Annotated in this window: 19 protein-coding genes; 6 read left to right on the top strand and 13 right to left on the bottom strand. The window is 77.2% G+C overall.

What is annotated here, in order from left to right:
* Positions 1 to 139: 139 nt before the first annotated feature.
* The 7 genes from ACI780_RS03860 to ACI780_RS03830 form a co-directional block, all read right to left on the bottom strand.
* Positions 140 to 1,600 carry a benzaldehyde dehydrogenase gene (locus tag ACI780_RS03860; RefSeq protein ID WP_457000906.1) on the bottom strand — a complete coding sequence of 487 codons (1,461 nt, stop codon included), beginning with the start codon at positions 1,598 to 1,600 and terminating at the stop codon, positions 140 to 142.
* Positions 1,601 to 1,758: 158 nt separating this feature from the next.
* On the bottom strand, positions 1,759 to 2,160 hold the full coding sequence (gene pcaC / locus ACI780_RS03855) for a 4-carboxymuconolactone decarboxylase (protein ID WP_456870734.1): 402 nt from the start codon (positions 2,158 to 2,160) through the stop codon (positions 1,759 to 1,761).
* On the bottom strand, positions 2,157 to 2,936 hold the full coding sequence (pcaD, locus tag ACI780_RS03850; RefSeq protein WP_457000904.1) for a 3-oxoadipate enol-lactonase: 780 nt from the start codon (positions 2,934 to 2,936) through the stop codon (positions 2,157 to 2,159). The genes pcaC and pcaD overlap by 4 nt, the downstream gene beginning before the upstream one ends.
* On the bottom strand, positions 2,933 to 4,261 hold the full coding sequence (gene pcaB, locus ACI780_RS03845; RefSeq protein WP_457000902.1) for a 3-carboxy-cis,cis-muconate cycloisomerase: 1,329 nt from the start codon (positions 4,259 to 4,261) through the stop codon (positions 2,933 to 2,935). The genes pcaD and pcaB overlap by 4 nt, the downstream gene beginning before the upstream one ends.
* 30 nt (positions 4,262 to 4,291) lie before the next feature.
* Positions 4,292 to 4,858, bottom strand: a complete 567-nt coding sequence (gene pcaG / locus ACI780_RS03840; protein WP_457000900.1) for a protocatechuate 3,4-dioxygenase subunit alpha — start codon at positions 4,856 to 4,858, stop codon at positions 4,292 to 4,294.
* On the bottom strand, positions 4,855 to 5,610 hold the full coding sequence (pcaH, locus tag ACI780_RS03835) for a protocatechuate 3,4-dioxygenase subunit beta (RefSeq protein ID WP_457000898.1): 756 nt from the start codon (positions 5,608 to 5,610) through the stop codon (positions 4,855 to 4,857). The genes pcaG and pcaH overlap by 4 nt, the downstream gene beginning before the upstream one ends.
* Positions 5,611 to 5,678: 68 nt before the next feature.
* Positions 5,679 to 7,379, bottom strand: coding sequence for an FAD-dependent oxidoreductase (locus tag ACI780_RS03830; RefSeq protein ID WP_457000896.1), 1,701 nt, complete (start codon positions 7,377 to 7,379; stop codon positions 5,679 to 5,681).
* A 241-nt stretch (positions 7,380 to 7,620) separates the two neighbouring features.
* On the opposite strand from ACI780_RS03830, the gene ACI780_RS03825 reads away from it, so the two are divergent.
* Entirely contained in the window at positions 7,621 to 10,191 is a 2,571-nt protein-coding gene (locus ACI780_RS03825) for an ATP-binding protein (RefSeq protein WP_457000894.1), read from the top strand.
* A gap of 77 nt (positions 10,192 to 10,268) precedes the next feature.
* Here ACI780_RS03825 and ACI780_RS03820 read toward each other — a convergent pair whose 3' ends face one another.
* Positions 10,269 to 11,114 (bottom strand): acetoacetate decarboxylase family protein, encoded by an 846-nt coding sequence (locus tag ACI780_RS03820; RefSeq protein WP_457000892.1) that lies wholly within the window; start codon positions 11,112 to 11,114, stop codon positions 10,269 to 10,271.
* Positions 11,115 to 11,210: 96 nt separating this feature from the next.
* On the opposite strand from ACI780_RS03820, the gene ACI780_RS03815 reads away from it, so the two are divergent.
* Positions 11,211 to 11,987 (top strand): IclR family transcriptional regulator, encoded by a 777-nt coding sequence (locus ACI780_RS03815; RefSeq protein ID WP_456870742.1) that lies wholly within the window; start codon positions 11,211 to 11,213, stop codon positions 11,985 to 11,987.
* Between the two features lie 51 nt (positions 11,988 to 12,038).
* On the top strand, positions 12,039 to 13,205 hold the full coding sequence (locus tag ACI780_RS03810; RefSeq protein ID WP_457000890.1) for a 4-hydroxybenzoate 3-monooxygenase: 1,167 nt from the start codon (positions 12,039 to 12,041) through the stop codon (positions 13,203 to 13,205).
* 21 nt (positions 13,206 to 13,226) lie between these two features.
* On the opposite strand, the gene ACI780_RS03805 is transcribed toward ACI780_RS03810, so the two are convergent.
* The 4 genes from ACI780_RS03805 to ACI780_RS03790 all read right to left on the bottom strand — a co-directional run bounded on the left by ACI780_RS03805 (position 13,227) and on the right by ACI780_RS03790 (position 17,050).
* A complete protein-coding gene (locus ACI780_RS03805) occupies positions 13,227 to 14,069 on the bottom strand; it encodes a hypothetical protein (RefSeq protein WP_456870744.1) in 843 nt (280 codons plus the stop codon).
* Positions 14,070 to 14,079: 10 nt separating this feature from the next.
* Positions 14,080 to 15,567, bottom strand: coding sequence for a mannitol dehydrogenase family protein (locus ACI780_RS03800; RefSeq protein ID WP_457000888.1), 1,488 nt, complete (start codon positions 15,565 to 15,567; stop codon positions 14,080 to 14,082).
* Positions 15,568 to 15,598: 31 nt separating this feature from the next.
* On the bottom strand, positions 15,599 to 16,537 hold the full coding sequence (locus tag ACI780_RS03795; RefSeq protein WP_456870746.1) for a ribonuclease Z: 939 nt from the start codon (positions 16,535 to 16,537) through the stop codon (positions 15,599 to 15,601).
* A gap of 99 nt (positions 16,538 to 16,636) precedes the next feature.
* Complete coding sequence (locus ACI780_RS03790; protein ID WP_457000885.1) at positions 16,637 to 17,050, bottom strand: TFIIB-type zinc ribbon-containing protein; 414 nt, start codon at positions 17,048 to 17,050, stop codon at positions 16,637 to 16,639.
* A 63-nt stretch (positions 17,051 to 17,113) separates the two neighbouring features.
* Here ACI780_RS03790 and ACI780_RS03785 point away from each other — a divergent pair, with 63 nt between their 5' ends.
* Positions 17,114 to 18,184 carry a DUF3616 domain-containing protein gene (locus ACI780_RS03785; RefSeq protein ID WP_456870748.1) on the top strand — a complete coding sequence of 357 codons (1,071 nt, stop codon included), beginning with the start codon at positions 17,114 to 17,116 and terminating at the stop codon, positions 18,182 to 18,184.
* Positions 18,185 to 18,188: 4 nt separating this feature from the next.
* On the opposite strand, the gene ACI780_RS03780 is transcribed toward ACI780_RS03785, so the two are convergent.
* Positions 18,189 to 19,349 carry an MFS transporter gene (locus ACI780_RS03780; RefSeq protein WP_457000883.1) on the bottom strand — a complete coding sequence of 387 codons (1,161 nt, stop codon included), beginning with the start codon at positions 19,347 to 19,349 and terminating at the stop codon, positions 18,189 to 18,191.
* A 129-nt stretch (positions 19,350 to 19,478) separates the two neighbouring features.
* Here ACI780_RS03780 and ACI780_RS03775 point away from each other — a divergent pair, with 129 nt between their 5' ends.
* Positions 19,479 to 20,654: an acyl-CoA dehydrogenase family protein gene (locus ACI780_RS03775; RefSeq protein WP_456870750.1), complete on the top strand. Its 1,176-nt coding sequence runs from the start codon at positions 19,479 to 19,481 to the stop codon at positions 20,652 to 20,654.
* A gap of 7 nt (positions 20,655 to 20,661) precedes the next feature.
* A complete protein-coding gene (locus tag ACI780_RS03770) occupies positions 20,662 to 21,813 on the top strand; it encodes an acyl-CoA dehydrogenase family protein (protein WP_457000880.1) in 1,152 nt (383 codons plus the stop codon).
* Positions 21,814 to 21,946: the final 133 nt, after the last annotated feature.

The raw sequence follows: 21,946 nt of genomic DNA, 5'->3' as shown, positions 1-21,946 counted from the left end.
CCCCCCCCCCCCCCCCCCCCCCCCCCCCCCCCCCCCCCCCCCCCCCCCCCCCCCCCCCCCCCCCCCCCCCCCCCCCCCCCCCCCCCCCCCCCCCCCCCCCCCCCCCCCCCCCCCCCCCCCCCCCCCGGGGGGTGGGCGGTCAGAAGGGGTAGGCGGGCAGGTCGCCGCGCACGGTGACCCACTGGGTCTCGGTGAACGCCTCGACGTTGGCCTGCGGGCCGCCGTGGCGCGAGCCGGTGCCGGAGGCGCCGACGCCGCCGAACGGGGCGACCGCCTCGTCGTTGACCGTCTGGTCGTTGACGTGCACCAGGCCGCTCGGGATGCGCTCGGCGAGCTGGAGACCGGCGGCGACGTCGCGGGTGAGGATCCCCAGGGACAGCCCGTACTCGGTGCCACTCGCCAGGTCCACGACCTCGTCGAGGCCCGAGAAGGGCGTGACCGGGGCGACCGGGCCGAAGATCTCCTCGGCGTAGGCGGGGTGGTCGACGGCGACGCCGCCGAGCACCGTCGGCCGGTAGAAGAGCCCCTCGTACGTGCCGCCGGTGCGCACCGTGGCGCCCCGCTCGACGCTGGCGGTGACCAGCCCGTGCACGCGGTCGCGCTGGCCGGCGTCGATGAGCGGGCCGAGCGCCACCTCCTCGCGGAACGGGTCGCCGACCGGCAGCTCCTCGACCTTCTCGGTGAGCACGGCGGTGTACTCCTCGGCGATCGACTCGTGCACGAGGTGCCGGCTGGTGGCCATGCAGATCTGCCCCTGGTGGGCGAAGGTGCCCCACGCGCCGACGCTCGCCGCGGCGGTGACGTCGACGTCGGGCAGCACGATCAGCGCGGAGTTGCCGCCGAGCTCCAGGTGCGCCCGCTTGAGGTGCTGCCCGGCCAGCGCCCCGACCGCGCGGCCGGCCCTCGTGGAGCCGGTGAAGGCGATGACCCGGGTCTGCGGGACGGTGACCAGCGCCTCGCCGACGTCGGCGCCGCCGGGCAGCACCTGCAGCACCCCGGCCGGCAGACCCGCCTCCTCGAAGACCCGGGCGAACAGCGCGCCGCCGGAGATCGCGGTGCGCGGGTCGGGCTTCAGGACGACGGCGTTGCCGAGCGCGAGCGCCGGGGCGACGGCGCGGATGGCGAGGATGGTGGGCACGTTGAACGGCGCGATGACGCCGACGACGCCGGCCGGCAGGCGGCGGGCGAACGACAGCCGCGGGGCGCCGGTGCGCAGCACCTCGCCGTAGGGCAGGCCCGGCAGCGCGGAGGCCTCGTAGCACTCCTGCGCGCTGGTGTGGACCTGGAAGTCGCCGAACGGCTGGATCGCGCCGGACTCCCGGGCCAGCCAGCCCGTGATCTCGTCGGCGTGCTCCTCGAGCACCTGACCGGCGCGGCGCAGGACGCGGGCCCGCTCCTCGAACGGCGCGGCGGCCCACGCCCGCTGCGCCCGGGCCCCCCGCTCCGCCGCGGCGGCGACGTCCTCGGGGATCGCCCGCCCGACCGGCGCGATGACGTCGCCGGTGGCCGGCTCCACCGCGTCGTAGGTGCCGCCGGAGCCGTCGGTCCACGCGCCGGTCCAGACCCTGCCCTGCCACGCGCCGTCGTCCAGGAGTGCCACGTCGGTCCTCTCGCTCGGGTCGTTGCCGTCCCGATCCTCACCGAGGTGTCGTGGCGCCGCTCCGCAAGCCCTCTGGCGGCGCCCCGGACCGCGAGATCGGCGGTCTCGTGGCCATCAGCCGGTGATCGCCACGAGACCGCCGATCTCGGTGCCGGCACTCAGCCGGCGCGCAGCTCCGCCAGCACGGTCGCGGCGACCGTGAACGCGTGGTTGGCGGCCGGCACTCCGGCGTAGACGGCGGCGTGCTGCAGCACCTCCGCGATCTCGGCCTCGCTGAGCCCGTTGCGCACCGCGGCGCGCACGTGCAGCGCGAACTCGTCCCAGTGCCGCAGCGCGACGCAGATCGACAGCGTCGCGATGCTGCGCTCCCGCCGCGCCAGGCCGGGCCGCTGCCACACGTCGCCCCACGCCGTCCGCGTGATGAAGTCCTGGAAGTCCGCGGTGAACGGCGTCGTGCCGGCCACCGCCCGGTCCACCCACGCGTCGCCGAGCACCTCGCGCCGGGTCCGCATGCCCGCCTCGCGGCGGGTGTCGTCGGAGTCGAGGGGCGCCTCGCTCACGCGTGCCGCCCCGCCGCGTCCAGGTGGGCCAGCAGCGCCCCGGTGACCTCCAGCGGCTGCTCCAGGTTGGGCAGGTGTGCGCCGGGATCGACGGTGAGCAGCGTCGAGCCGGCGATCCCGTCGGCGATCGCCTGCTGGTGCGGCGGCGGCAGCGCCGGGTCCTGCGCACCGGACACCACCAGCGTCGGCGCAGTGACCCGGGCGAGGTCGCCGCGGCCGTCGAAGGTGCCGACCGCCTCGCAGCACGCGGCGTACCCCTCGTCGTCGGCCCCGGCGATCATCGCCTCCAGCCGCGCCACCAGGTCGGGGTGCTGCGCGGCGTACGCCGGGGTGAGCCACCGGCCGACGATCGCCGGCGCCAGCGGCGCGGTGCCCCCCGCGCGGGCCTGCACCGCCCGGTCGAGGAACCCCTGCGGATCGGGCGCGGCCGAGGTGCACAGCAGCGCCAGCCGGTCCACCCGCGCCGGCTCGCGCGCGGCCAGCCGCAGCGCCGTCATCCCGCCCAGCGACAGCCCGGCCACGTGCGCCCGCCGCACCCCGAGCCGGTCCAGCAACGCCAGCACGTCGTCGACCAGGTCGTCGACGGTGCAGGGCCCGGGCGGCGCCGGGGACTCCCCGTGCCCGCGGGCGTCGTAGGTGACCACCCGGTAGCGCTCGGCCAGCGCCGGCACCTGCGGGTCCCACATCCCGCGGGTGGCGCCCAGGGAGTTGGACAGGACGACGACCGGCGCGTCGGCCGGCCCGTCCACGGTGTAGCTGACCTCGACCGCGCTCACGGCGCCCCTTCCACCAGCCTCTCGTGCTCGGCCAGCGCCGCGTCCACCTGCGCGCCGGCCTCCCCCACGTCCGGTGCGGCCGCGGCGAGCACCGCGGCGGCGTCGACGTCCTCGCGCGCGGCGACCAGCTCGGCCGGCGGCCGTCCCCGCTCCCGCGCCTCCCGGGCCACCGCGGCGGCCGCGTCGTGCGCGGCGCCCCGGCCCAGCGACGGCGCCAGCGCCTCGGCCAGCGCACCGGCCAGCGCCCCCTCGCCGGCCGCGGCCACGGTCGCCGCCATCCGCGCGACGTCGGGGCGCAGTCCCTGCAGGCTCTCGGCCAGCCAGGACGCCGCCGACCCCACCGCGACCAGCAGGTCGGTGAGTGTGGGCCACTCGGCGTGCCAGGCGCCGGCCGCGCGCTCGTGCTCCTGCTCCATCGCGCCGAGCAGCGTGGCCACCAGCCCCGGCGCCCGCCGCGCGCACGCCCGCGCCGAGATCGCCGCCACCGGGTTGCGCTTGTGCGGCATCGCCGACGACCCGCCGCGCCCCTCCCCCGCCTCGGCGACCTCCGCCACCTCCGACTGCGCCAGCAGCACCACGTCGACGGCGACGGTCGCGACCACCCCGGCGGTCGCGCCCAGCGCCCCGGCGAGGTCGGCCACCGGCAGCCGCACCGTGGCCCAGGGCACGGCGGTCGCCACCAGCCCGAGCTCCGCGGCGAGCGCCGCCCGCACCGCGACCCCGGCCCCCGACGACGCCGCCAGCGTGCCCACCGCCCCGCCGTACTGCACCGGCAGCGTGGCCACCACCTCGGCCAGCCGCAGCCGCGCGCCGTCGAGCCCGGCCAGCCACGTCGCCGCCTTCAGCCCGAACGTCGTCGGCAGCGCCTGCTGCATCAGCGTCCGGCCCACGACCAGGTCGTCGCGGTGCTCCCGCGCCAGGGTCGCGCACCGGTCCGCGGCGGCGGCCAGGTCGGCGTCGAGCGCGGCGACCGCCGCGCGGGCCAGCAGCACCAGCGCGGTGTCGACGACGTCCTGGCTGGTGGCCCCCACGTGCACCGCGACGGCGTCGCGCTCCCCCACCGCGTCCTGCAGCGCGCGCACCAGCGGCGGCACCGGGTTCCCCGCGTCGGCCGCGCGGGCGACGACACCGGCGAGGTCCAGCCGCGACGGGTCGGCGCACACCGCCGCCACCGTGTCGGCCGCGGTCGCCGGCACCAGGCCCACCGACGCCGCGGCCCGGGCCAGCGCCGCCTCCACCCGCAGCAGGGCGCGGATCCAGGCGTCGTCGGAGACGGCCGCCGCCGCACCGCCGCGGGCGAAGGTGCCGGCGAACAGACCCGTCACGTCGTCCTCCCCACCGCCGGCGCGCCGCGCTCAGACGGCGAAGAAGACCGTCTCGCGGTCCCCCTGCAGGTGCACGTCGAAGCGGTAGCCGTCGCCGGTGGGCGTCGCCAGCAGCGTGGCGCGGCGGTCCTCGGGCAGCGCCCGCAGGACGGGGTCGGCGGCGTTGGCCTCCGCCTCGTCGGCGAAGTAGACGCGGGTGACGACGCGGTCGAGCAGGCCGCGGGCGAACAGCGAGACGTCGACGTGCGGCGCCTGCAGTCCGCCCTCGCCGTCGGGCACGCGGCCGGGCTTGAGGGTGCAGACGGCGAACTCGCCGTCGGGCACCGTCTGCGCCCGCCCGAACCCGCGGAAGCCCGGGAACGCGACGGCGCCGCGCGGGTCGTCGGGGTGGTCGAAGCGGCCGTCGGGGTCGGCCTGCCACGTCTCGACCAGCGCGTCGGGGACGACCGCGCCCTCGCCGTCGAACACCGTGCCGCGGATCCAGATCGCGCCGGGGGTGCCGGCCGGGACGACGTACTCCCCGCCCTCCCAGGTCAGCCCGATCGCCAGGTACGGCCCGACGGTGGCGCTCGGGGTCAGCGGCAGCCGGGCGCTCACGCGACGTCCCCGTCGTCCTCGGTCTCGAACGGCGTCTGCTCGGCGCCGCGCAGCACGATGTCCCACTCGAACGCCAGCGCCCAGGACTCGACGGTGCGGGTGTGGTCGTACCGGCTGACCGCCGCCGACCGCGCGGCCTCGGGGATCGCGTTGTAGATCGGGTCCTGGAAGAACAGCGGGTCGTCGGGGAAGTACATCTGCGTGACCAGGCGCTGGGGAAAGGCCCGGCCGAACAGCGAGAAGTGGATGTGCGCCGGCCGCCAGGCGTTGTCGTGGTTGCGCCACGGGTAGGCGCCGGGTTTGACGGTGAGGAACTCGTAGCGGCCCCCGGCGTCGGTCAGCACCCGGCCCAGGCCGTCGAAGTGCGGGTCCAGCGGCGCCGGCCAGGTGTCGACGACGTGCCGGTAGCGGCCCGCCGCGTTGGCCTGCCAGACCTCCACCAGCGTGTGCGGCACCGGCCGGCCGTCGCTGTCGAGCACGCGCCCGTGGACGACGATGCGCTGCCCCACGGCCTCCCCGCCGGCCCGCCGGGTGAGGTCGGCGTCCTCGCGGCGCACGCGGTCCTCGCCGAGCAGCGGGCCGGTCACCTCGGTGAGCCGGTGCGGCAGGTCGACCGGGGTCCGCAGCGGCGCGCGCACCGCGGTGCTGCGGTAGCCGGCGAAGCCGACGGGGGTGCGCGCGGCGGGGTCCTCGCGCAGGTAGCGGGGCAGGTGCAGCCCCGCCGGAGCCGTCGCGGGGGTGGTGCGGGTCATACCGGCAACGTACGGCCGGGCCGGACGGCTCCCAAGCGCTCCTCTCCGCTGGGCGGAAGGCGGCGGGCTCAGGTCCCGGCCGCGGCGCCGGAGAGCTCCGCGAGGTGCGCGTGCACCAGCGTCACGGCCAGCGCGCCCTCCCCCACCGCCGAGGCCACCCGCTTGACCGATCCCTGGCGCACGTCGCCGGCCGCGAACACCCCCGGCGTGCTGGTCTCCAGCAGCGCGGGCGGACGGTCCAGCGGCCACGCCGGGGCGGCGTCGTCGTCGGCGAGGGAGGAACCGGTGAGCAGGAAGCCCCAGCGGTTGCGGGCCAGCGTCCCGGCCAGCCAGTCGGTGCGCGGCTCGCTGCCGATCATCACGAACAGCATCCCCGCCTCCTCGGTCTCCGCGCCGGTGTCGAGGTCGCGCAGCACGACGGTCTCCAGGACGTCGGTGCCGCTCCCGCCGACCACCTGGGCGCGGTACCGGATCTCGACCCGCGGCAGCGCGACCAGCTCCCGGATGAGGTAGTCCGACATCGTCTCGGTCAGCGACGCGCGGCGGACCAGCAGGGTCACCTTCTCCGCGTAGCGCGAGAGGTAGACCGCGGCCTGCCCGGCCGAGTTCCCGCCGCCGACGACGAACACGTGCCGGCCGGCCATCGCCGGTGCCTCGCTGACCGCCGCGCCGTAGAAGACGCCGCGGCCGGTGAAGGCCTCCAGCTCCGGCACGCCGAGCCGCCGCCAGGCGGCGCCGGTGGCCACCACGACCGTCCGCGCCTGCACGACCGAGCCGTCGTTGAGGGTGATCCGGTGCAGGCCGTTCTCGGTGGTCAGCGCCGTGGCGGTGCGCATGAAGGAGAACGTGGTGCCGAACGCCCACGCCTGCAGGTAGGCGGAGAACGCCAGCCGGCTGCCGCTGACGCCGGTGGGGAACCCGAGGTAGTTGCGGATCAGCGAGCTGGTGCCGGCCTGCCCGCCGACCGCCTCGCACTCCAGGTGCAGGGTGTCGAGACCCTCGGACGCGGCGTAGACGCTGGCGCCCAGCCCGGCCGGCCCGGCACCGACGATGGCGACGTCGTGGACGGCGGTGGTGTCCAGCGGGTCGAACAGGCCGAACGCCTCGGCCACCTCCAGGTCGGTCGGGGCCTCGAGGACGGTGTGCTCCGGCCGGAAGCGGACGACGACCACCGGCAGCCGGGGCTGCTGGAGCTCCAGGTCGGCGAGCATCGCGCGACCCTCGGGCGAGCCGGCCTCGTAGACGCCGATCGGGATGCGGTTGCGGGTCATCTGGTCGCGCAGGTGCTGCGCGTGCGGGTCCCACCGGTCCCCGATGATCCGCACCGCCTCGAACCCGCCGCCCCGCCGCGAGGACCACTCGTCGAGGATCTCGGTGACCGAGCGGTGGAACTCCTCGTCGGCGCGGCCCTGCGGGGCGTACACCCAGCGGTCGAGCTGGCCCACGGTGATCGCCTCGAAGATGGGCCGGGCGGTCTCGAAGGCCCCCCAGCGCACCAGCGCCACCGCCACCGCGCCGGGGTACCGGCCGTGGCAGGCCCGCAGCACCTCCAGGCCGTCGGGGTCGGCCTCGCCCAGCCCGCCGAGCAGCACCGCCACGGGCGGGTCGCCGGCGGCGGTCAGCGCCGCCTCCACCTCGGCCGGGTCGTCGCCGGCGAGGACCCGGTAGTCGCTGCCGTAGCGGCGCTCCAGCTCCCGGGTGGTGGCCGTGCGGACGCCGCCGTCGCGGGCGACGACGACCAGCGCGGCGCCGGGCTCGTGGCCGGTCACGACGTCGCCCCGCGGGGACCGGGGGGAAGGGGTTGTCTCAGGGCACGGTGCACGAGGGTCTCCGAGTGCGCGCGTCCCCCGTGCGGTCGTCGGGCGCCGTCATGCAACCACCGTGGCAGGGGCGCTGTCACCGGGATACGGGACGTCTCGGCCGTGCCCGGGCCCCGCGCCCCAGGCCATAGACTCGCCGCGTCGGCGACCCGGACCGTCCGGGCGCCGGGCGACCGGGCGGGAGGTGCCCGTGACCGCAGCGGCGGACGTCCCCGGCGCCGCTCCGCCCGCCATCGCGACCCCCGACCGGCGGCTGCGGGTCTTCGTGTCCTCCACGCTCGAGGAGCTCGCCCCCGAGCGGCGCGCCGTCCGCGACGCCATCGCCCGCCTGCGGCTGACCCCGGTGATGTTCGAGCTCGGCGCGCGGCCGCACCCGCCCCGCGACCTGTACCGCGCCTACCTCGAGCAGAGCGAGGTGTTCGTCGGCGTCTACGGCGACAGGTACGGCTGGGTGGGCCCGGGCATGACCGTCTCGGGGCTGGAGGACGAGCTCGACCTGTCCGCGGGCATGCCGCGGCTGCTCTACGTCCGCACGCCGGCGCCCGACCGCGACCCGCGGCTGCGCGCGCTGCTCGAGCGGGTGCAGTCCGAGGGCGGCGTCTCCACCACCCCCTACCGCGACCCCGCCGAGCTCGCCGACCGGGTGGCCGACGACCTCGCGGTGCTGCTCAGCGAGCGCTTCGGCCGGCCGGTGGGCGCCCCGTCCGGGCTGGCGGCCGGCTGGCTGCCCACACCGCCCACGCCGATGGTCGACCGCGCCGCCGAGCTGGCCACCGTCACCGGCCTGCTGCGCGACGACGAGGTGCGGCTGGTGGCGCTCACCGGCCCGGGCGGCATCGGCAAGACCCGGCTGGCGCTGGCCGCGGCCGCCGCGGTCGAGGACGAGCGGGAGGGCGTCTGGTTCGTCGACCTCTCCGCCGTCCGGGACCCCGCCGACGTCCCCGGGGCCGTGGCCGAGGCGGTCGGGGTGTCGGCCGAGGGCAGCCGCCCGCTGCTCGAGCTGGTGGCCGACCGGCTGGCCGGCCGCTCCGCGCTGCTCGTCGTCGACAACCTCGAGCAGGTGACCGCGGCCGCCCCGCACCTGGCCACGCTGCTCGCCCGCTGCCCGGCCACGCAGCTGCTGGTCACCAGCCGCACCGTGCTGCGGCTGCGCGGTGAGCACGACGTGCCGATCGAGCCGCTCGGGACACCGGCCCGGGGCGCCGGGGACGCCGCCGCGGTGCGCGACGTCCCCGCCGTCGAGCTGTTCGTGGCCCGCGCCCGGCAGGCCGACCCCTCCTTCACCCTCACCGACGCCACGGCCGGGCCGGTCGCCGAGCTCGTCCGCCGCCTCGACGGGCTGCCGCTGGCGGTGGAGCTGGCCGCCGCGCGGGTGCGCACGCTCCCCCCGCGGCTGCTGCTGGCCCGCCTCGACCGCGCCCTGGACCTCGGCGACCTCGACGTCGACGTCCCCGACCGGCAGCGCACCCTGCGGGCCACGATCGCCTGGAGCCACGACCTGCTCGACGAGCGCGGCCGGGCGCTGCTGGCGCGGCTGTCGGTGTGCGCGGACGGCTGCACGCTCGACACCGCCGAGGCGGTGGGCGGCGACCTCGACGTCGTCGAGACGCTGTCGGACCTGGTCGGGCACAGCCTGGTGACCCCCACCGACACCGGCGACGGCGAGCCGCGGTTCCGCATGCTCGAGCTGGTGCGCGCCTACGCCGCCGAGCGGCTGCGCGAGCGGGGCGAGGAGGAGGCCACCCGCGTCCGGTGGGCGCAGCACCTGGCCGCGATGGGCGCCGACGCCGCCGCCGGGCTGGCCGGCCCGGCGGCGCAGCTGTGGCGCGCCCGGCTCGACGCCGAGACCGCGGACCTGCGGGCCGCGGTGCGCTGGGCGGTGGCCACCGACCGGGCCGAGCTCGCCGTGCGGCTGACCGCGCCGCTGACCCGCTGGTGGTGGGCGCGCGGGATGCTGCCGGACATGGCCGGCCTGGCCGAGCAGACCGCGGCGCTGCCCTCGGCCGCGGCCCTGCCCCCCGACCTCGCCGGGCGGCTGACCTGGTCGCGGGCCGCGATGCGGATCGCCCTGGGCTCCCCGGACACCGCGGCGCCGCTGGTCGACGGCGTGGTCGAGGACGCCCGGGCCCGCGACGACGCCTGGCTGCTCGGCCACGCGCTCGGCGCGCGGGCGATGACGCTGCCGCCCGGCGACCCCCGCGTCGTCCCGCTGCTCGACGAGGGCCTCGACCACCTGCGCCGCAGCGGCGACGGCTGGTCGGTGGCCTTCAGCGCGATGTTGCGCGGCGCGGTGGCGCTGGCCGGCGGTGACCTGCCCGCGGCCGAGCGCGTCGCCACGGAGGCGCTCGGCCTGGCCCGCGCCGCCGCCGACGACCAGCTCGCCGCGCTGCTGACCGACACCCTCGCGCTGGCCGCGCTGATGGGCGGGGACCTGGCGCGGGCGCGGGCCCGGCTGGACGAGGCCGCGGCCCTGCACCGCCGCACCCGGGACCTGGAGGGGCTGGCCTCCTGCCTGGAGGTGCTCGCCGGGCTGGCCCTCGCGCAGGGCCGGACCGCGGCCGCCGCCCGGCTGGTCGGCGCGGCCGAGGCCGCGCGCGCCGGGCTCGGGGTGGCGCGGTGGACCCCGCACCAGGCGCTGGCCGACCGGCTCCGCGAGGCGCTGCGCGGCGTGCTGGGTCCCGACGAGGAGGCGCGCGAGCGTGCCGCCGGCGCGGCGCTCGGCCCGTGGGCGGCGCTGGACGCGGAGCTCGCGTCCGCCTGATCCAGTCGAAGGACCCCACTGCCCTCCACCGCTCGCAGGCTCGCGGCGGGCCCCTGCAGCGGGGCCGTTCCAGCACGTCAGAGGACGGCTGCCTCGCGGTACTGGGGTAGCGGCCCGGTGCCGGGGTAGGCCACGGTGAACCGGCCGAACGCGGCGTCGCTGCCGGGGAACGGGGCGGCCGGCACGCCGTCGACGGCCCCGAGCGGCCGGCCCGCCGGCAGCGTGCTGCGGTACCCGACGGCGCGGAAGGCCGTCAGCGCCGAGGAGGACAGCTCCAGCCGGCGCAGCCACTCGGCCAGCGGGTGCTCGCCCAGCACGAGCTCGGCCCCGCCGGGTCCCGGGTGTGCCTGCCACCGGGCGGCCACCGGGATGGTGGTCTCCAGCAGCCGCCCGTCCCGCACCGACCACAGCGTCCGCGACGGGCTGCCGCGCAGCGCCGGGCCGCGGGTCCGCACGGTGTGGGTGAGCACCTCGGCGCCGGCCTCCGACAGCCGGACGCGCTGCAGCGCGGGGGCGTCGAGGAAGGCCATGTCGCCGAGCCACTTGGGCAGCCCCCACGCCCCGCGGCCGAGGTCGCGCGCCTCCCGGGAGGTGACCGGCAGTTGCAGCACGAAGCCCCCGGTCGCCGGCCGGGCCCCGCCCCGTGCGGCCGGCCCGGCGAGGACGCCGGCGGTCACCCCGACCTCGCCGTAGGGCGCCACCGTGTGGGTCGCGCCGTCGGCGCCGGTCCAGGTGACCGTGCGGTAGCGGTAGGCGTGCACCGCCACCGGCGTGCGGCCGCCGGGCAGCGGGATCGGCCGCAGCAGCGGCCGGCCGCCCCGCCGCGGCAGCAGCGCGGCGACCGCCTCCGCCGAGGCGAGGTGGTAGGAGCTGGCCACCGCGGTGTCGTGGTAGGTCAGTGGCAGCCGGACGGACTCGGTCATGCCCACCTCCCGGGCGTCGCGCCCAGCACACCGGTCCGCCGGTGGGAGCGGCAAGGCCCCGGTCCCGGGGCTTCCGCTGGGTGGGAGACTGCGCGCGTGGCAGGGGGTTCGGCGGAGCGCGGCCGGTCGGTGACCTCCCGCGCGCTCGCGATCCTCGACGCCTTCGACGCCTCGGCCCCCCGGCTGTCGCTCAGCGAGATCGCCGAGCGGTCGGGCACCCCGCTGACGACGACGCACCGGCTGCTCGCCGAGCTCACCGGCTGGGGCGCGCTGTCCCGCCGCGCCGACGGCCGCTACGAGATCGGCCGCAAGCTGTGGGACCTCGGCCTGCTGGCCCCCGTCTCCCTCGAGCTGCGGCAGGTGGCCGCGCCCTTCCTGCTCGACGTGCACACCGCCACCCGCGACACCGTGCACCTCGCCGTCCGCGACGGGACGAGCGCGCTCTACGTCGAGCGCATCTCCGGCCGCGAGTCGGTGCCGGTGGTCAGCCAGGTCGGCAGCCGGCTGCCGCTGCACGCCACCGGCGTGGGCAAGGTGCTGCTCGCCGCCGCCCCCGACGACGTCGTCGCCGAGGCCCTGGCCGCGCCCGTGCGAGCCACTCGGCACACCGTCGTCGACCCCGGGCGGCTGCGTCGCGAGCTCGGCGAGGTCCGCCGGCGCGGCTGGGCGCGCACCGCCGAGGAGATGTCGCTGGGCACGCTGTCGGTGGCCGTGCCGGTGCGGGTGGAGCGGGCCGGGAGCACCGTCGTCGCCGCGGCGCTGGGCATCGTCGTCCCCAGCCACCGGCGCGACCTGCCGCGGCTGGTGCCGGTGCTGGAGGTGGCCGCGCGGGGCATCGGGCGGGCGTTGGCCCGCACCGCGCCCTTCCGCTGACCGGTAGGACGCGGTGTCGCCGGGGGCGTCGCCCGGGTCACACTCGCCGGCATGCGCACCCAGGTGGGGATCATCGGCGCCGGCCCGGCCGGCCTGCTGCTGTCGCGGCTGCTGGCGCTGCAGGGCGTCGACTCGGTGGTGCTGGAGAACCGCTCGCGGGCCTACGTCGAGGCCCGCATCCGCGCCGGCATCCTCGAGCAGAACACCGTCGACGTGCTCACCGAGGCGGGGCTCGGCGACCGGCTGCACCGCGAGGGCCTCGAGCACCGCGGCATCCACCTGCAGTACCCGGGCACCCGCGCCACGCTGGACTTCCTCGCGCTGTGCGGCCGCCGGGTCTGGGTCTACGGGCAGACCGAGGTGGTCAAGGACCTGGTCGCCGCCCAGCTCGCCGGCGGCCCGCCGCTGCACTTCGAGGTCTCCGACGTGGCGATCGAGGACGTCGACACCGACAGCCCGCGGATCCGGTTCACCGACGCCGACGGGGTCGCGCAGGTGCTCGAGTGCGACGTCGTGGCCGGCACCGACGGCTTCCACGGCCCGTCGCGCGCCGTCGTCGCGGCGGGCACTGCGCAGCGGCTGTGGGAGCGCACCTACCCCTACGCCTGGCTCGGGATCCTGGCCGACGCCGCCCCGGCCACCGACGAGCTGATCTACGCCTGGCACCCCGAGGGGTTCGCGCTGTACTCGATGCGCTCGCCGTCGGTGTCGCGGCTGTACCTGCAGGTGGACCCGTCGGAGCGGATCGAGGACTGGTCCGATGACCGCATCTGGTCGGGCCTGGCCACCCGGTTCGCGCACGAGGGCTGGGAGATCAGCACCGGCCCGGTGCTGGAGAAGTCGATCCTGCCCATGCGCTCGTTCGTCAGCACGCCGATGCGCCGCGGCCGGCTGTTCCTCGCCGGCGACGCCGCGCACATCGTGCCGCCCACCGGCGCCAAGGGCCTCAACCTCGCCGTCGCCGACGTCGTCCTGCTCTCCCGCGCGCTGGTGCGGCTGCTGCAGGAGAAGGAGACCGACCTCGCCGACGCCTACTCCGACACGGCGCTGCGGCGGGTCTGGCGGGCCACCCACTTCTCCTGGTGGATGACCTCGATGCTGCACACCACCGGCGACCCGTTCGACGCCGAGCTGCAGCTGTCCCAGCTGCGCCGGGTGTGCTCGTCGGAGGCCGCCGCCCGCGAGCTGGCCGAGAACTACACCGGCCTGCCGCTGTAGTCCTGGGGCGACCGCACCCGCTCAGTCGTCGGGCAGCAGCCCGGCGACGGCGTCGGCGGTGCCCGGCGCCAGCGGCAGGTGCGGCAGCACCCCGGTGACCTCCCCGGGCTCGAGCCCCTGCTCGAGCAGGACCGCCACCAGCCGGCCGGCACCGTCCGGCGGCACCGGCGTGGGCAGCCCGGACTCCCGGACGGCGGCCAGCGCGAGGAACAGCGCGCCCGACAGGTCCTCGTCGGGCTCCCGCGGCGGCGAGGGCTCCGCCGCCGCCCGCGCGGTGGCCTCGGCCGCGCGCACCAGCGACAGCGGCAGCCCCTCGGACTCCACCTCCAGCAGCGGCGCGCGGCCCAGCGCGGCCAGCACGAGGTGCTCGGCCTCGGTGCGCAGCGGCTCCTCCCACTCGCCGGCCCGCAGGACGTCGGCCGGGTCGGCGTCGCCGGGGTCCTCCCCCAGCTCGTCGAGCAGCTCGGCCCACTGGACCGGCCGGGTGCGGCGGGCGCGGTCGGCGGCGAGCACGCACGTCTCGTGCACGAACGGCTCGATCACCTCCCGGTCGAACCGGTCGGCGAACACCACACCGTCGGCGTCGACGGCGTTGAGCGCGTCCTGGAAGCTGCCGGGGCGGGCGTCGCCGAGCTCGATGCGGCCGTCCTCCTCCCCCGACAGCGGCTGGCCGTGCGCGGCGCGGTCGCCGATCGTCGAGCCGGTGGCCACCAGCCGGCCGCGCAGCCGCAGGTGGTGCGGCCGGTCGGACAGGCCCACGCTCCACGCGCACGCCTCGGCGATCAGCGCTGCCCGGCGCTCGCGGAGCACCTCGCGGCCGAGCAGGCCGAACCAGTCGGGTTCGTACGTCGTGCCGGGGAACACCCCACCGTTTCTACCCGGCCGTCCGCGCGCGCGGCCCGCGGACGAGGTCGGCCAGGGTGGCGCGGGTCCCCCGCCTCCGCAGCGAGGTCAGCGTGGCGGTGAAGGCGGCGGCCACCCGTGGGTCCTCGGCCAGGTCACCGAAGACGTCGGTCTCGCGGAGGAAGGCCAGCGGGTCGGCGTCGCGGACCCGGGCGAGCAGCGCGTCGCGCCGCGGGTCGCGGAGCTCCAGGGGCCGGCCGGCGTCGTCGGTGCCGTCCGCGGTGCGCGCCCAGGCGGCGAGGACGGCGACCGACCGGCGGATCTCCCGGCCCGCCGCGAGGTCGGCGCGCAGCACCGGCAACAGGAACTGGGGGATGCGGTCGGAGGCGTTCTCGCAGATCCGGGCCAGGGTGTCGCGGACGGCGGGGTTGGCGAAGCGGCCCACCAGGTCGGCCTTGTACCGCCGCAGGTCGAGGCCGGGCACCGGAGCGAGGGTGGGGGTGGCCTCGTCGTCGAGGTAGCCGAGCAGGAACTCCCGCAGCAGCGGGTCCTGGCAGGCCTCGTGCACGTACTCGTGGCCGGCCAGCCGGCCGAGGTGGCCGAGCACCTGGTGGCCGGCGTTGAGCAGCCGCAGCTTCACCAGCTCGTAGGGGGCGACGTCGTCGACGAGCTGCACGCCGACGTCCTCCAGCGGCGGCCGGCCCGCGGGGAAGCGGTCCTCCAGCACCCACTGCGTCCACGGCTCGCAGACCACCGGCCAGGCGTCCTCGACGCCCGTCGCGGCGAGCGCGGCCCGGTCGGCGTCGGTGGTCACCGGGGTGATCCGGTCGACCATCGAGCCGGGGAACGGCACCTCGGCGGCCACCCACTCCCCGAGCGCGGCGTCGCGCAGCGCGGCGAAGGCGGCGAACGCGTCGCGGGCCAGGTGCCCGTTGCCGGGGATGTTGTCGCACGAGGCGACCGCGAACGGGGCCAGCCCGCGCTCTCGGCGGCGCACCAGCGCCTCGGTGACCAGACCGAACGTCGTCCGCGGCGCCGCGCCCGGTCGCAGGTCGGCGAGGACGCCGGGGTCGGTGGTGTCGAAGGCGCCGGTGTCCGGTGAGGTGTTGTAGCCGCCCTCGGTGACCGTCAGCGTCACGATCCGGGTGCCGGGCGCGGCCATCCTCTCCACGACGGCCTCCGGGTCGTCGGGCGCGAGCAGGTACGCCACGATCGAGCCGACCACCCGCGCGTCCAGGAACCCGTCGGGGTGCTTGACCACCACCGTGTACAGGCAGTCCTGCGCCGCCATGACCTGCTGCATGCGCCGGTCGGCGGGCAGCACGCCGACCCCGCAGATCCCCCAGTCCCGCCCCTGCCCCGCCTCCAGCAGCCGGTCGACGTAGACCGCCTGGTGCGAGCGGTGGAAGCCACCGACGCCGAGGTGCACGATCCCGGTCGTCACCGCCGCCCGGTCGTAGCGCGGGGTCCACACCGAGGGGCTCAGCCGGGAGAGCGTGGTGGCGTCGAGCCGGGTCATCGGGCGTCCTCCTCGGGGGCGGTCCCCCGGGCTACCCGCCCCGGCCGTCCTCACCCACCGCGCGCGGGGGCACCGGCACGCGCTGCAGGTCGGCCGCGACGACGAGGTCGCCGTCGTACTCGGTGCGGGCCTCGTCCTCGAACCGGCGGGGGTCGTCGTAGCGCTGCGAGAAGTGGGTGAGCACCAGCCGCCGCACCCCCGCCTGCGCCGCCACCCGCGCCGCCTGCCGCGCGGTCAGGTGGCCGTAGCGGTGGGCCAGCGCCGCGTCCTCGGCGAGGAAGGTCGACTCGACGACCAGCAGGTCGGCGCGCTCGGCGAGCGCGGCGACGCCGTCGCACAGCCGGGTGTCCATGACGAAGGCGAAGCGCTGCCCCGGGCGCGGGGCGCTGACGTCCGCCAGGCGCACCGTCGCCTCCCCCACCCGCACCGCACCCTCGCGCTGCAGCCGGCCGACGTCGGGCCCGGCCACCCCGGCCGCGGCGAGCCGGTCGGGCAGCATCCGCCGGCCGTCGGGCTCGACGAGGCGGTAGCCGAACGACGGCACCGGGTGCTCCAGCCGCCGCGCCTCGATCGTCCCGGCGGGGTCCTGCGCCAGGACGCCGTCGCCGTGCACCGGCTCCTCCCGGACGTCGACGAGATCGGCGAAGAGCGAGGCGTGCCGCAGCCGGTCGAAGAAGACCTGCCCCGACGCCGGGTAGTGCGCCACCACCGGGTGCGCGACGCCGTCGAGGGACATCCGCTGGACGACGCCGGGCAGGCCCAGGCAGTGGTCGCCGTGGAAGTGGCTGACCAGCACCCGGTGGACGGCGCTGCTCGGCACCCCGGCCAGCAGCATCTGCCGCTGGGTGCCCTCGCCGGGGTCGAACAGGAAGCCGCGGCCGTCCCAGCGCAGCAGGTACCCGTTGTGGTTGCGGGTGCGGGTGGGCGCCTGGCTGGCGGTGCCGAGCACGACCAGCTCCCGCCCCGCCACGGCCGGGAACCTACCGCCGCCCGGCAGGTGACGTGCTGGAACGGCCCCGCTGCAGGGGCCCGCCGCGAGCCTGCGAGCGGTGGGGGGCAGCGGGGTCCTTCATCCGAAGAGGTCGGACAGGAAGGACTCCTTGCGCTTCTTGCCGTGCGAGCCGTGGCCGCCGTGCCCCGACCCGTGCGACGACGAGCGGCTCACCGCGCCGAGCACCTCGTTCACCACCGCGCCCAGGCCCGCGCCGCCCGCGGCCGGGTACTGCGCGCCGTGCTGCTGGGGAGCGCCGTACTGCTGCTGGGGAGCGCCGTGCTGCTGGTGCTGGGGCTGCTGGTGCTGGGGCTGCTGCCCGGGCCGGGCACCGGCCGCCGCGCCGTGCCAGGAGTTCTCCGCGTCGATCAGCCGCTCGAGCTCACCGCGGTCGAGGAAGATGCCGCGGCACTCGGTGCACTGGTCGACGTGCACGCCGTTGCGCTCGTAGGTGCGCATCGCGCCCTGGCACTTGGGACAGACGAGATCCATGCCGAACGGTACGACGCTCGGAAGGGCCCCGGACAGCGCCGACCCGTGCCACAGTGCGCGCCCGTGACGACGACCCGCACGGTGACCCTCCGGTTCGGCTCGGCCTCCCGGGCGAGCCTGACGCACACCAACCTCTCCGCCGTCCGCAGCGACGGCCCGGTGCTCTGGGTCGCCGGCGACGAGACCGCCACCATCGAGCGGCTCGTCGCCGACGACCCCGCCTCCCCCACCTGCTACGGCGACCAGACCACCTTCTCCCTCGCCGACCTGGTGCCCCTCCCCGGCGGCACCGGCCCCGACGTCGAGGAGGAGGCCGACATCGAGGGCATCGCCCGCCACGACGGCGCGGTGTGGGCGGTGGGCTCGCACAGCCTGCGCCGCCGCCGGATCCGCGACGAGCACGACGGCGCCAGGGCGCTGCGCCGGCTGGCGACCGTGACCGGCCAGCCGCGGCGGCAGGTCATCGTGCGGATCCCGGTGGTCGACGTCGACGGGCTGCCCACCCTGGTCAAGGACGACGGCACCCGCAGCGCCGCCGTCTTCGGCGCCCGCGGCAAGGACCTGCGCGACCTGCTCGCCGACGACGAGCACCTCGGCCCGTTCCTGTCGATCCCGAGCAAGGACAACGGCCTCGACGTCGAGGGCATCGCCGTCGCCGGCGACCGGGTGTACCTCGGGCTGCGCGGGCCGGTGCTGCGCGGCTGGGCGGTCGTGCTGGAGCTGCGGCCCGAGGTCGACGAGCGCGACCCCGCCCGGCTGCGCCTGCGCAGGTTCCCCGACGGCCGCCGCTACCGCAAGCACGTGCTGCGACTGGCCGGCCTCGGCGTGCGCGACCTGTGCCCCCACGGGGAGGACCTGCTGGTGCTCGCCGGGCCGACCATGGACCTCGACGGCCCGGTCCACGTCTACCGCTGGCACGGCGCGCTGGTGTGCGAGGAGCCGACCGTCGTCCGCGGTGACCTGCTCACCCGCGAGCTGGTGCTGCCCTTCGGCGACGGCGACGACCACGCCGAGGGGATCGGCCTGCTCGGCGACCCCGCGGACGGCCGGCTGCTCGTCGTCTACGACAGCCCCGCACCCGAGCGGCTCACCGACGACGGCGGCGTGCTCGCCGACGTCGTCCCGCTGCCCTGAGCGCTCAGCCGATCCGCACCGGGCGGGCGGCGGCCACGCCGGCCGCCGCCAGCCCGGCGCCGAGCGCGAGCAGGAGCACCAGCGGCGCGGTCCACCCGCCGCTCGCCTGCGACAGCGCACCCACGACGACGGGGCCCGCCGCGCCGACGGAGTAGCCGACCAGCTGGCTCATGCCCGACAGCCGGGCGGCGGTGCCGGCGTCGGCCGAGCGCAGCACGACGAGGGTCACCGCCAGCGCGATGCCGGCGCCCTGCGCGAGCCCGCCGAGTCCCGCCCACAGCGGCCAGCCGCCGGGGGCCACCAGCAGCCCGGCGACCGGCACGGTCCACAGCGTCGCGACGGCGAGCGCGAGCCCGGTCTGGCCCGGCCGGCGGGCGAGCACCGCGGGCACCAGCAGGCTGCCGGCGATGCCGAGCACCTGGAACACCGACGCGGCCAGCGAGCCGGTGGCCGCGTCGGCCCCGGCGCGGTCGGCCAGCAGCGTCGGCAGCCAGGCGGTGAGGGAGAAGTACAGCGTCGAGTGCAGGGCCTGCACCGCGGTCACCGCCCAGGCCAGCGGTGAGCGCCACAGCCGCACGGCGCCGGCCGGTGCCGCGGGGGCCGGGCCGGCGACGACGGCGTGCCGGGCGGCCCGCGCCCACACGACGGCGGCGACCACCGCCGGCAGCCCCTGGGCGGCCAGCGCACCGCGCCAGCCCAGCACGGCCGCCAGCGGCGCGGTGAGCGCGGCGCCGGCGGCGGCACCGGCCACCAGCGCCGCGGTGTAGAGACCGGTCACCGTGCCCGCCGACCGGCCGAAACCGGCCTTGACCACCGCCGGCAGGAGCACGTTGCCCACCGTCATCGCCGCGCCCACCAGCAGCGTGCCGGCCAGCAGCACCGGCGGCCCGCCGAGCACCCGCAGCCCCTGGGCGGCGGCGAGCAGCAGCAGCGACCCGAGGACGGCCGGCCCCGCGCCCAGCCGCCGCCCGGCCGCGGCCGCCGCCGGCGCGAGCAGCGCGAAGCACAGCACCGGCAGCGCGGTCAGCAGCCCGGCGGCCGCCGCCGACAGCCCCAGGTCGGCCCGCACGTCGTCGAGGACCGGGCCCACCGCGGCGATCGCGGCGCGCAGGTTGACGGCGGTGAGGAGGACCGCGGCCAGCAGCAGGCGGTCTCCCCCGAGCACCGGCCCATCCTGGGGCCCGGACACGCCCACGGCGCCCGGGGGCTCAGACGTACTCCCGAGTAACCGGTGTGGGATCGTCGGGGGACACGTCGAGACGGCGTGCCAGGACGCCGTCAGGAGAGAGGTCCCATGCGGTTGCAGCTTTCCCCGGAGATGGAGGCCTTCCGGGATGAGATGCGCACCTTCTTCACCACCCGGGTGCCGCAGGAGATCCGCGACACGATCGCGGCCCACCGCCACCTGACCCGCGACCAGTACGTCGAGGCCCAGCGGGTCCTCAACGCCGCCGGGCTCGCCGTGCCGCACTGGCCGGTGGAGTGGGGCGGCCGGGACTGGACGCCGCTGCAGCGCCACATCTGGCGCGAGGAGATGCAGCTGGCCAGCGTCCCCGAGCCGCTCGCGTTCAACACCAGCATGATCGGCCCGGTCGTGGCGACCTTCGGCAACCAGGAGCAGAAGGAGCGCTTCCTGCCGGCCACCGCCAACCTCGACATCTGGTGGTGCCAGGGCTTCTCCGAGCCCGACGCCGGCTCCGACCTGGCCTCGCTGCGCACCACCGCCGTCCGCGACGGCGACGACTGGGTGGTCAACGGCCAGAAGACCTGGACCACCCTCGGCCAGTACGCCGACTGGATCTTCTGCCTGGTCCGCACCGACCCGACGGCGGAGAAGAAGCAGCGCGGCATCTCGATGCTGGTCTTCCCGATGGACTCCCCCGGCGTCACGCTGCGGCCCATCCAGCTCATCGACGGCGGCCACGAGGTCAACGAGGTCTTCTTCGAGGACGTCCGGGTGCCCGCCGAGAACCTGATCGGCGAGGAGAACCGCGGCTGGGACTACGCCAAGTTCCTGCTCGGCAACGAGCGGGTGGGCATCGCCCGCGTCGGCGCGACCAAGAAGCTCATCGCGCAGGCCAAGCAGCACGCCCGCGAGATCACCTCCGGCGGCCGCCCGCTGTCGGAGGACCCCCGCACCGCCGCGCGCATCGCCGAGCTGGAGAACGAGCTGCTGGCCCTGGAGCTCACCGCGCTGCGCGTCGTGGCCAACTCCGCCGACGGCAAGCCGCACCCGGCCTCCTCGGTGCTCAAGCTCCGCGGCTCGGAGCTGCAGCAGGCGGCCACCGAGCTGATCGTCGACATCGCCGGCCCGCTGTCGCTGGCCTCCTTCGCCGACGGCGGCTCGGAGGTCCCCGACTGGGCCCGGGTGGCCACGCCGCAGTACCTGAACTACCGCAAGGTCTCCATCTACGGAGGCAGCAACGAGGTCCAGCGGACCATCATCGCCGGCACGATCCTGGGGTTGTGAGGTAGTCGTGGACTTCACCTACGACAGCGAGCAGAGCGACCTGCGGGAGGCCGTGCGCGGCCTGCTGCAGCGGGCCTACGCCGACAGCGAGCGACGCCGCCAGGTCGTCGCCACCGACCCGGGCTTCGACGAGAAGACCTGGGCTCAGCTGGCCGAGATGGGGGTGCTCGGCCTGCCCTTCGCCGAGGCCGACGGCGGCATGGGCGCCGGCCCGATCGAGGTCGGCATCGTCGCCGAGGAGCTGGGCCGCGTCCTCGCGCCCGAGCCCTTCGTCGAGTCCGTGGTGCTGGCCGGCGGCCTGGTCGCCGCCGTCGGCACCGCCGCGCAGCGCAGCGCCGTCCTCGGGCCGCTGTCGGAGGGCTCGAGCGTGCTCGCGTTCGCGCACGCCGAGCCGGCCACCCGCTGGAGCGCCTCGGCGTCGGCCGTCACCGCCGCCCCCGACGGCGAGGGGTGGCGGCTGACCGGTGTCAAGGAGCCGGTGCCGGGCGGCGCCCGCGCCGACGTCCTGGTGGTCTCCGCCGTCGTCGACGGCGGCACCGCGCTGTTCCTCGTGCAGGGCGACGCCGCGGGGCTGACCCGCACCGGCTACCGCAGCCACGACGGCAGCCGCGCGGCCCACCTCGCCTTCGACGGCACGCCCGCCGAGCTGCTCGGGGAGGGGACCGCCGACCGCGGCGCCGACGTCGAGCGCGCCCAGGCCCTCGCCCGGATCGCCTACGCCAACGAGGCGGTCGGGGCGATGGACACCGCGCTGAAGACCACCGCGGAGTACCTCAAGACGCGCAAGCAGTTCGGCGTCACGCTCAACCGGTTCCAGGCGCTGACCTTCCGGGCGGCGGACATGTACGTGTCGCTGGAGCTGGCCCGCAGCACCGCGCTGTGGGCGAGCATGGTGGCCGACGCCGGCGGCGACGTCGTGGCCGCGGCGAACCGGGCGCGGCTGCAGACCAGCCGCGCCGGCCGCCACGTCGGCAAGGAGGCCATCCAGCTGCACGGCGGCATCGGGGTCACCGCGGAGTACTCGGTCGGGCACTACACCAGCCGGCTCACCGCGATCGACCACCTGCTCGGCGACGGCGACTGGGCCGCCGACCGCCTCGCCGCGTCCGTGGACTCCTACCCGACGGTCGACCCGCTGGGCGCGCCCTACACCGCGTGAGGACCTCCCTGCCCCCCGCCACTCGCGCGCTCGCGGCGGGACCCTGCAGGGAGGCCACGTGTCCGGCTAGCGGCCGGCGTCCCCGTACCGGGGGCGCCGGCCGCGGTCGCCCCGGGGCGCGCAGGACCTAGGG

It is taken from the genome of Geodermatophilus sp. SYSU D00814 (genome assembly GCF_054050055.1).
Note: the sequence above shows the minus strand (reverse complement) of the source record. Positions and strands in the feature narration are given on the sequence as shown.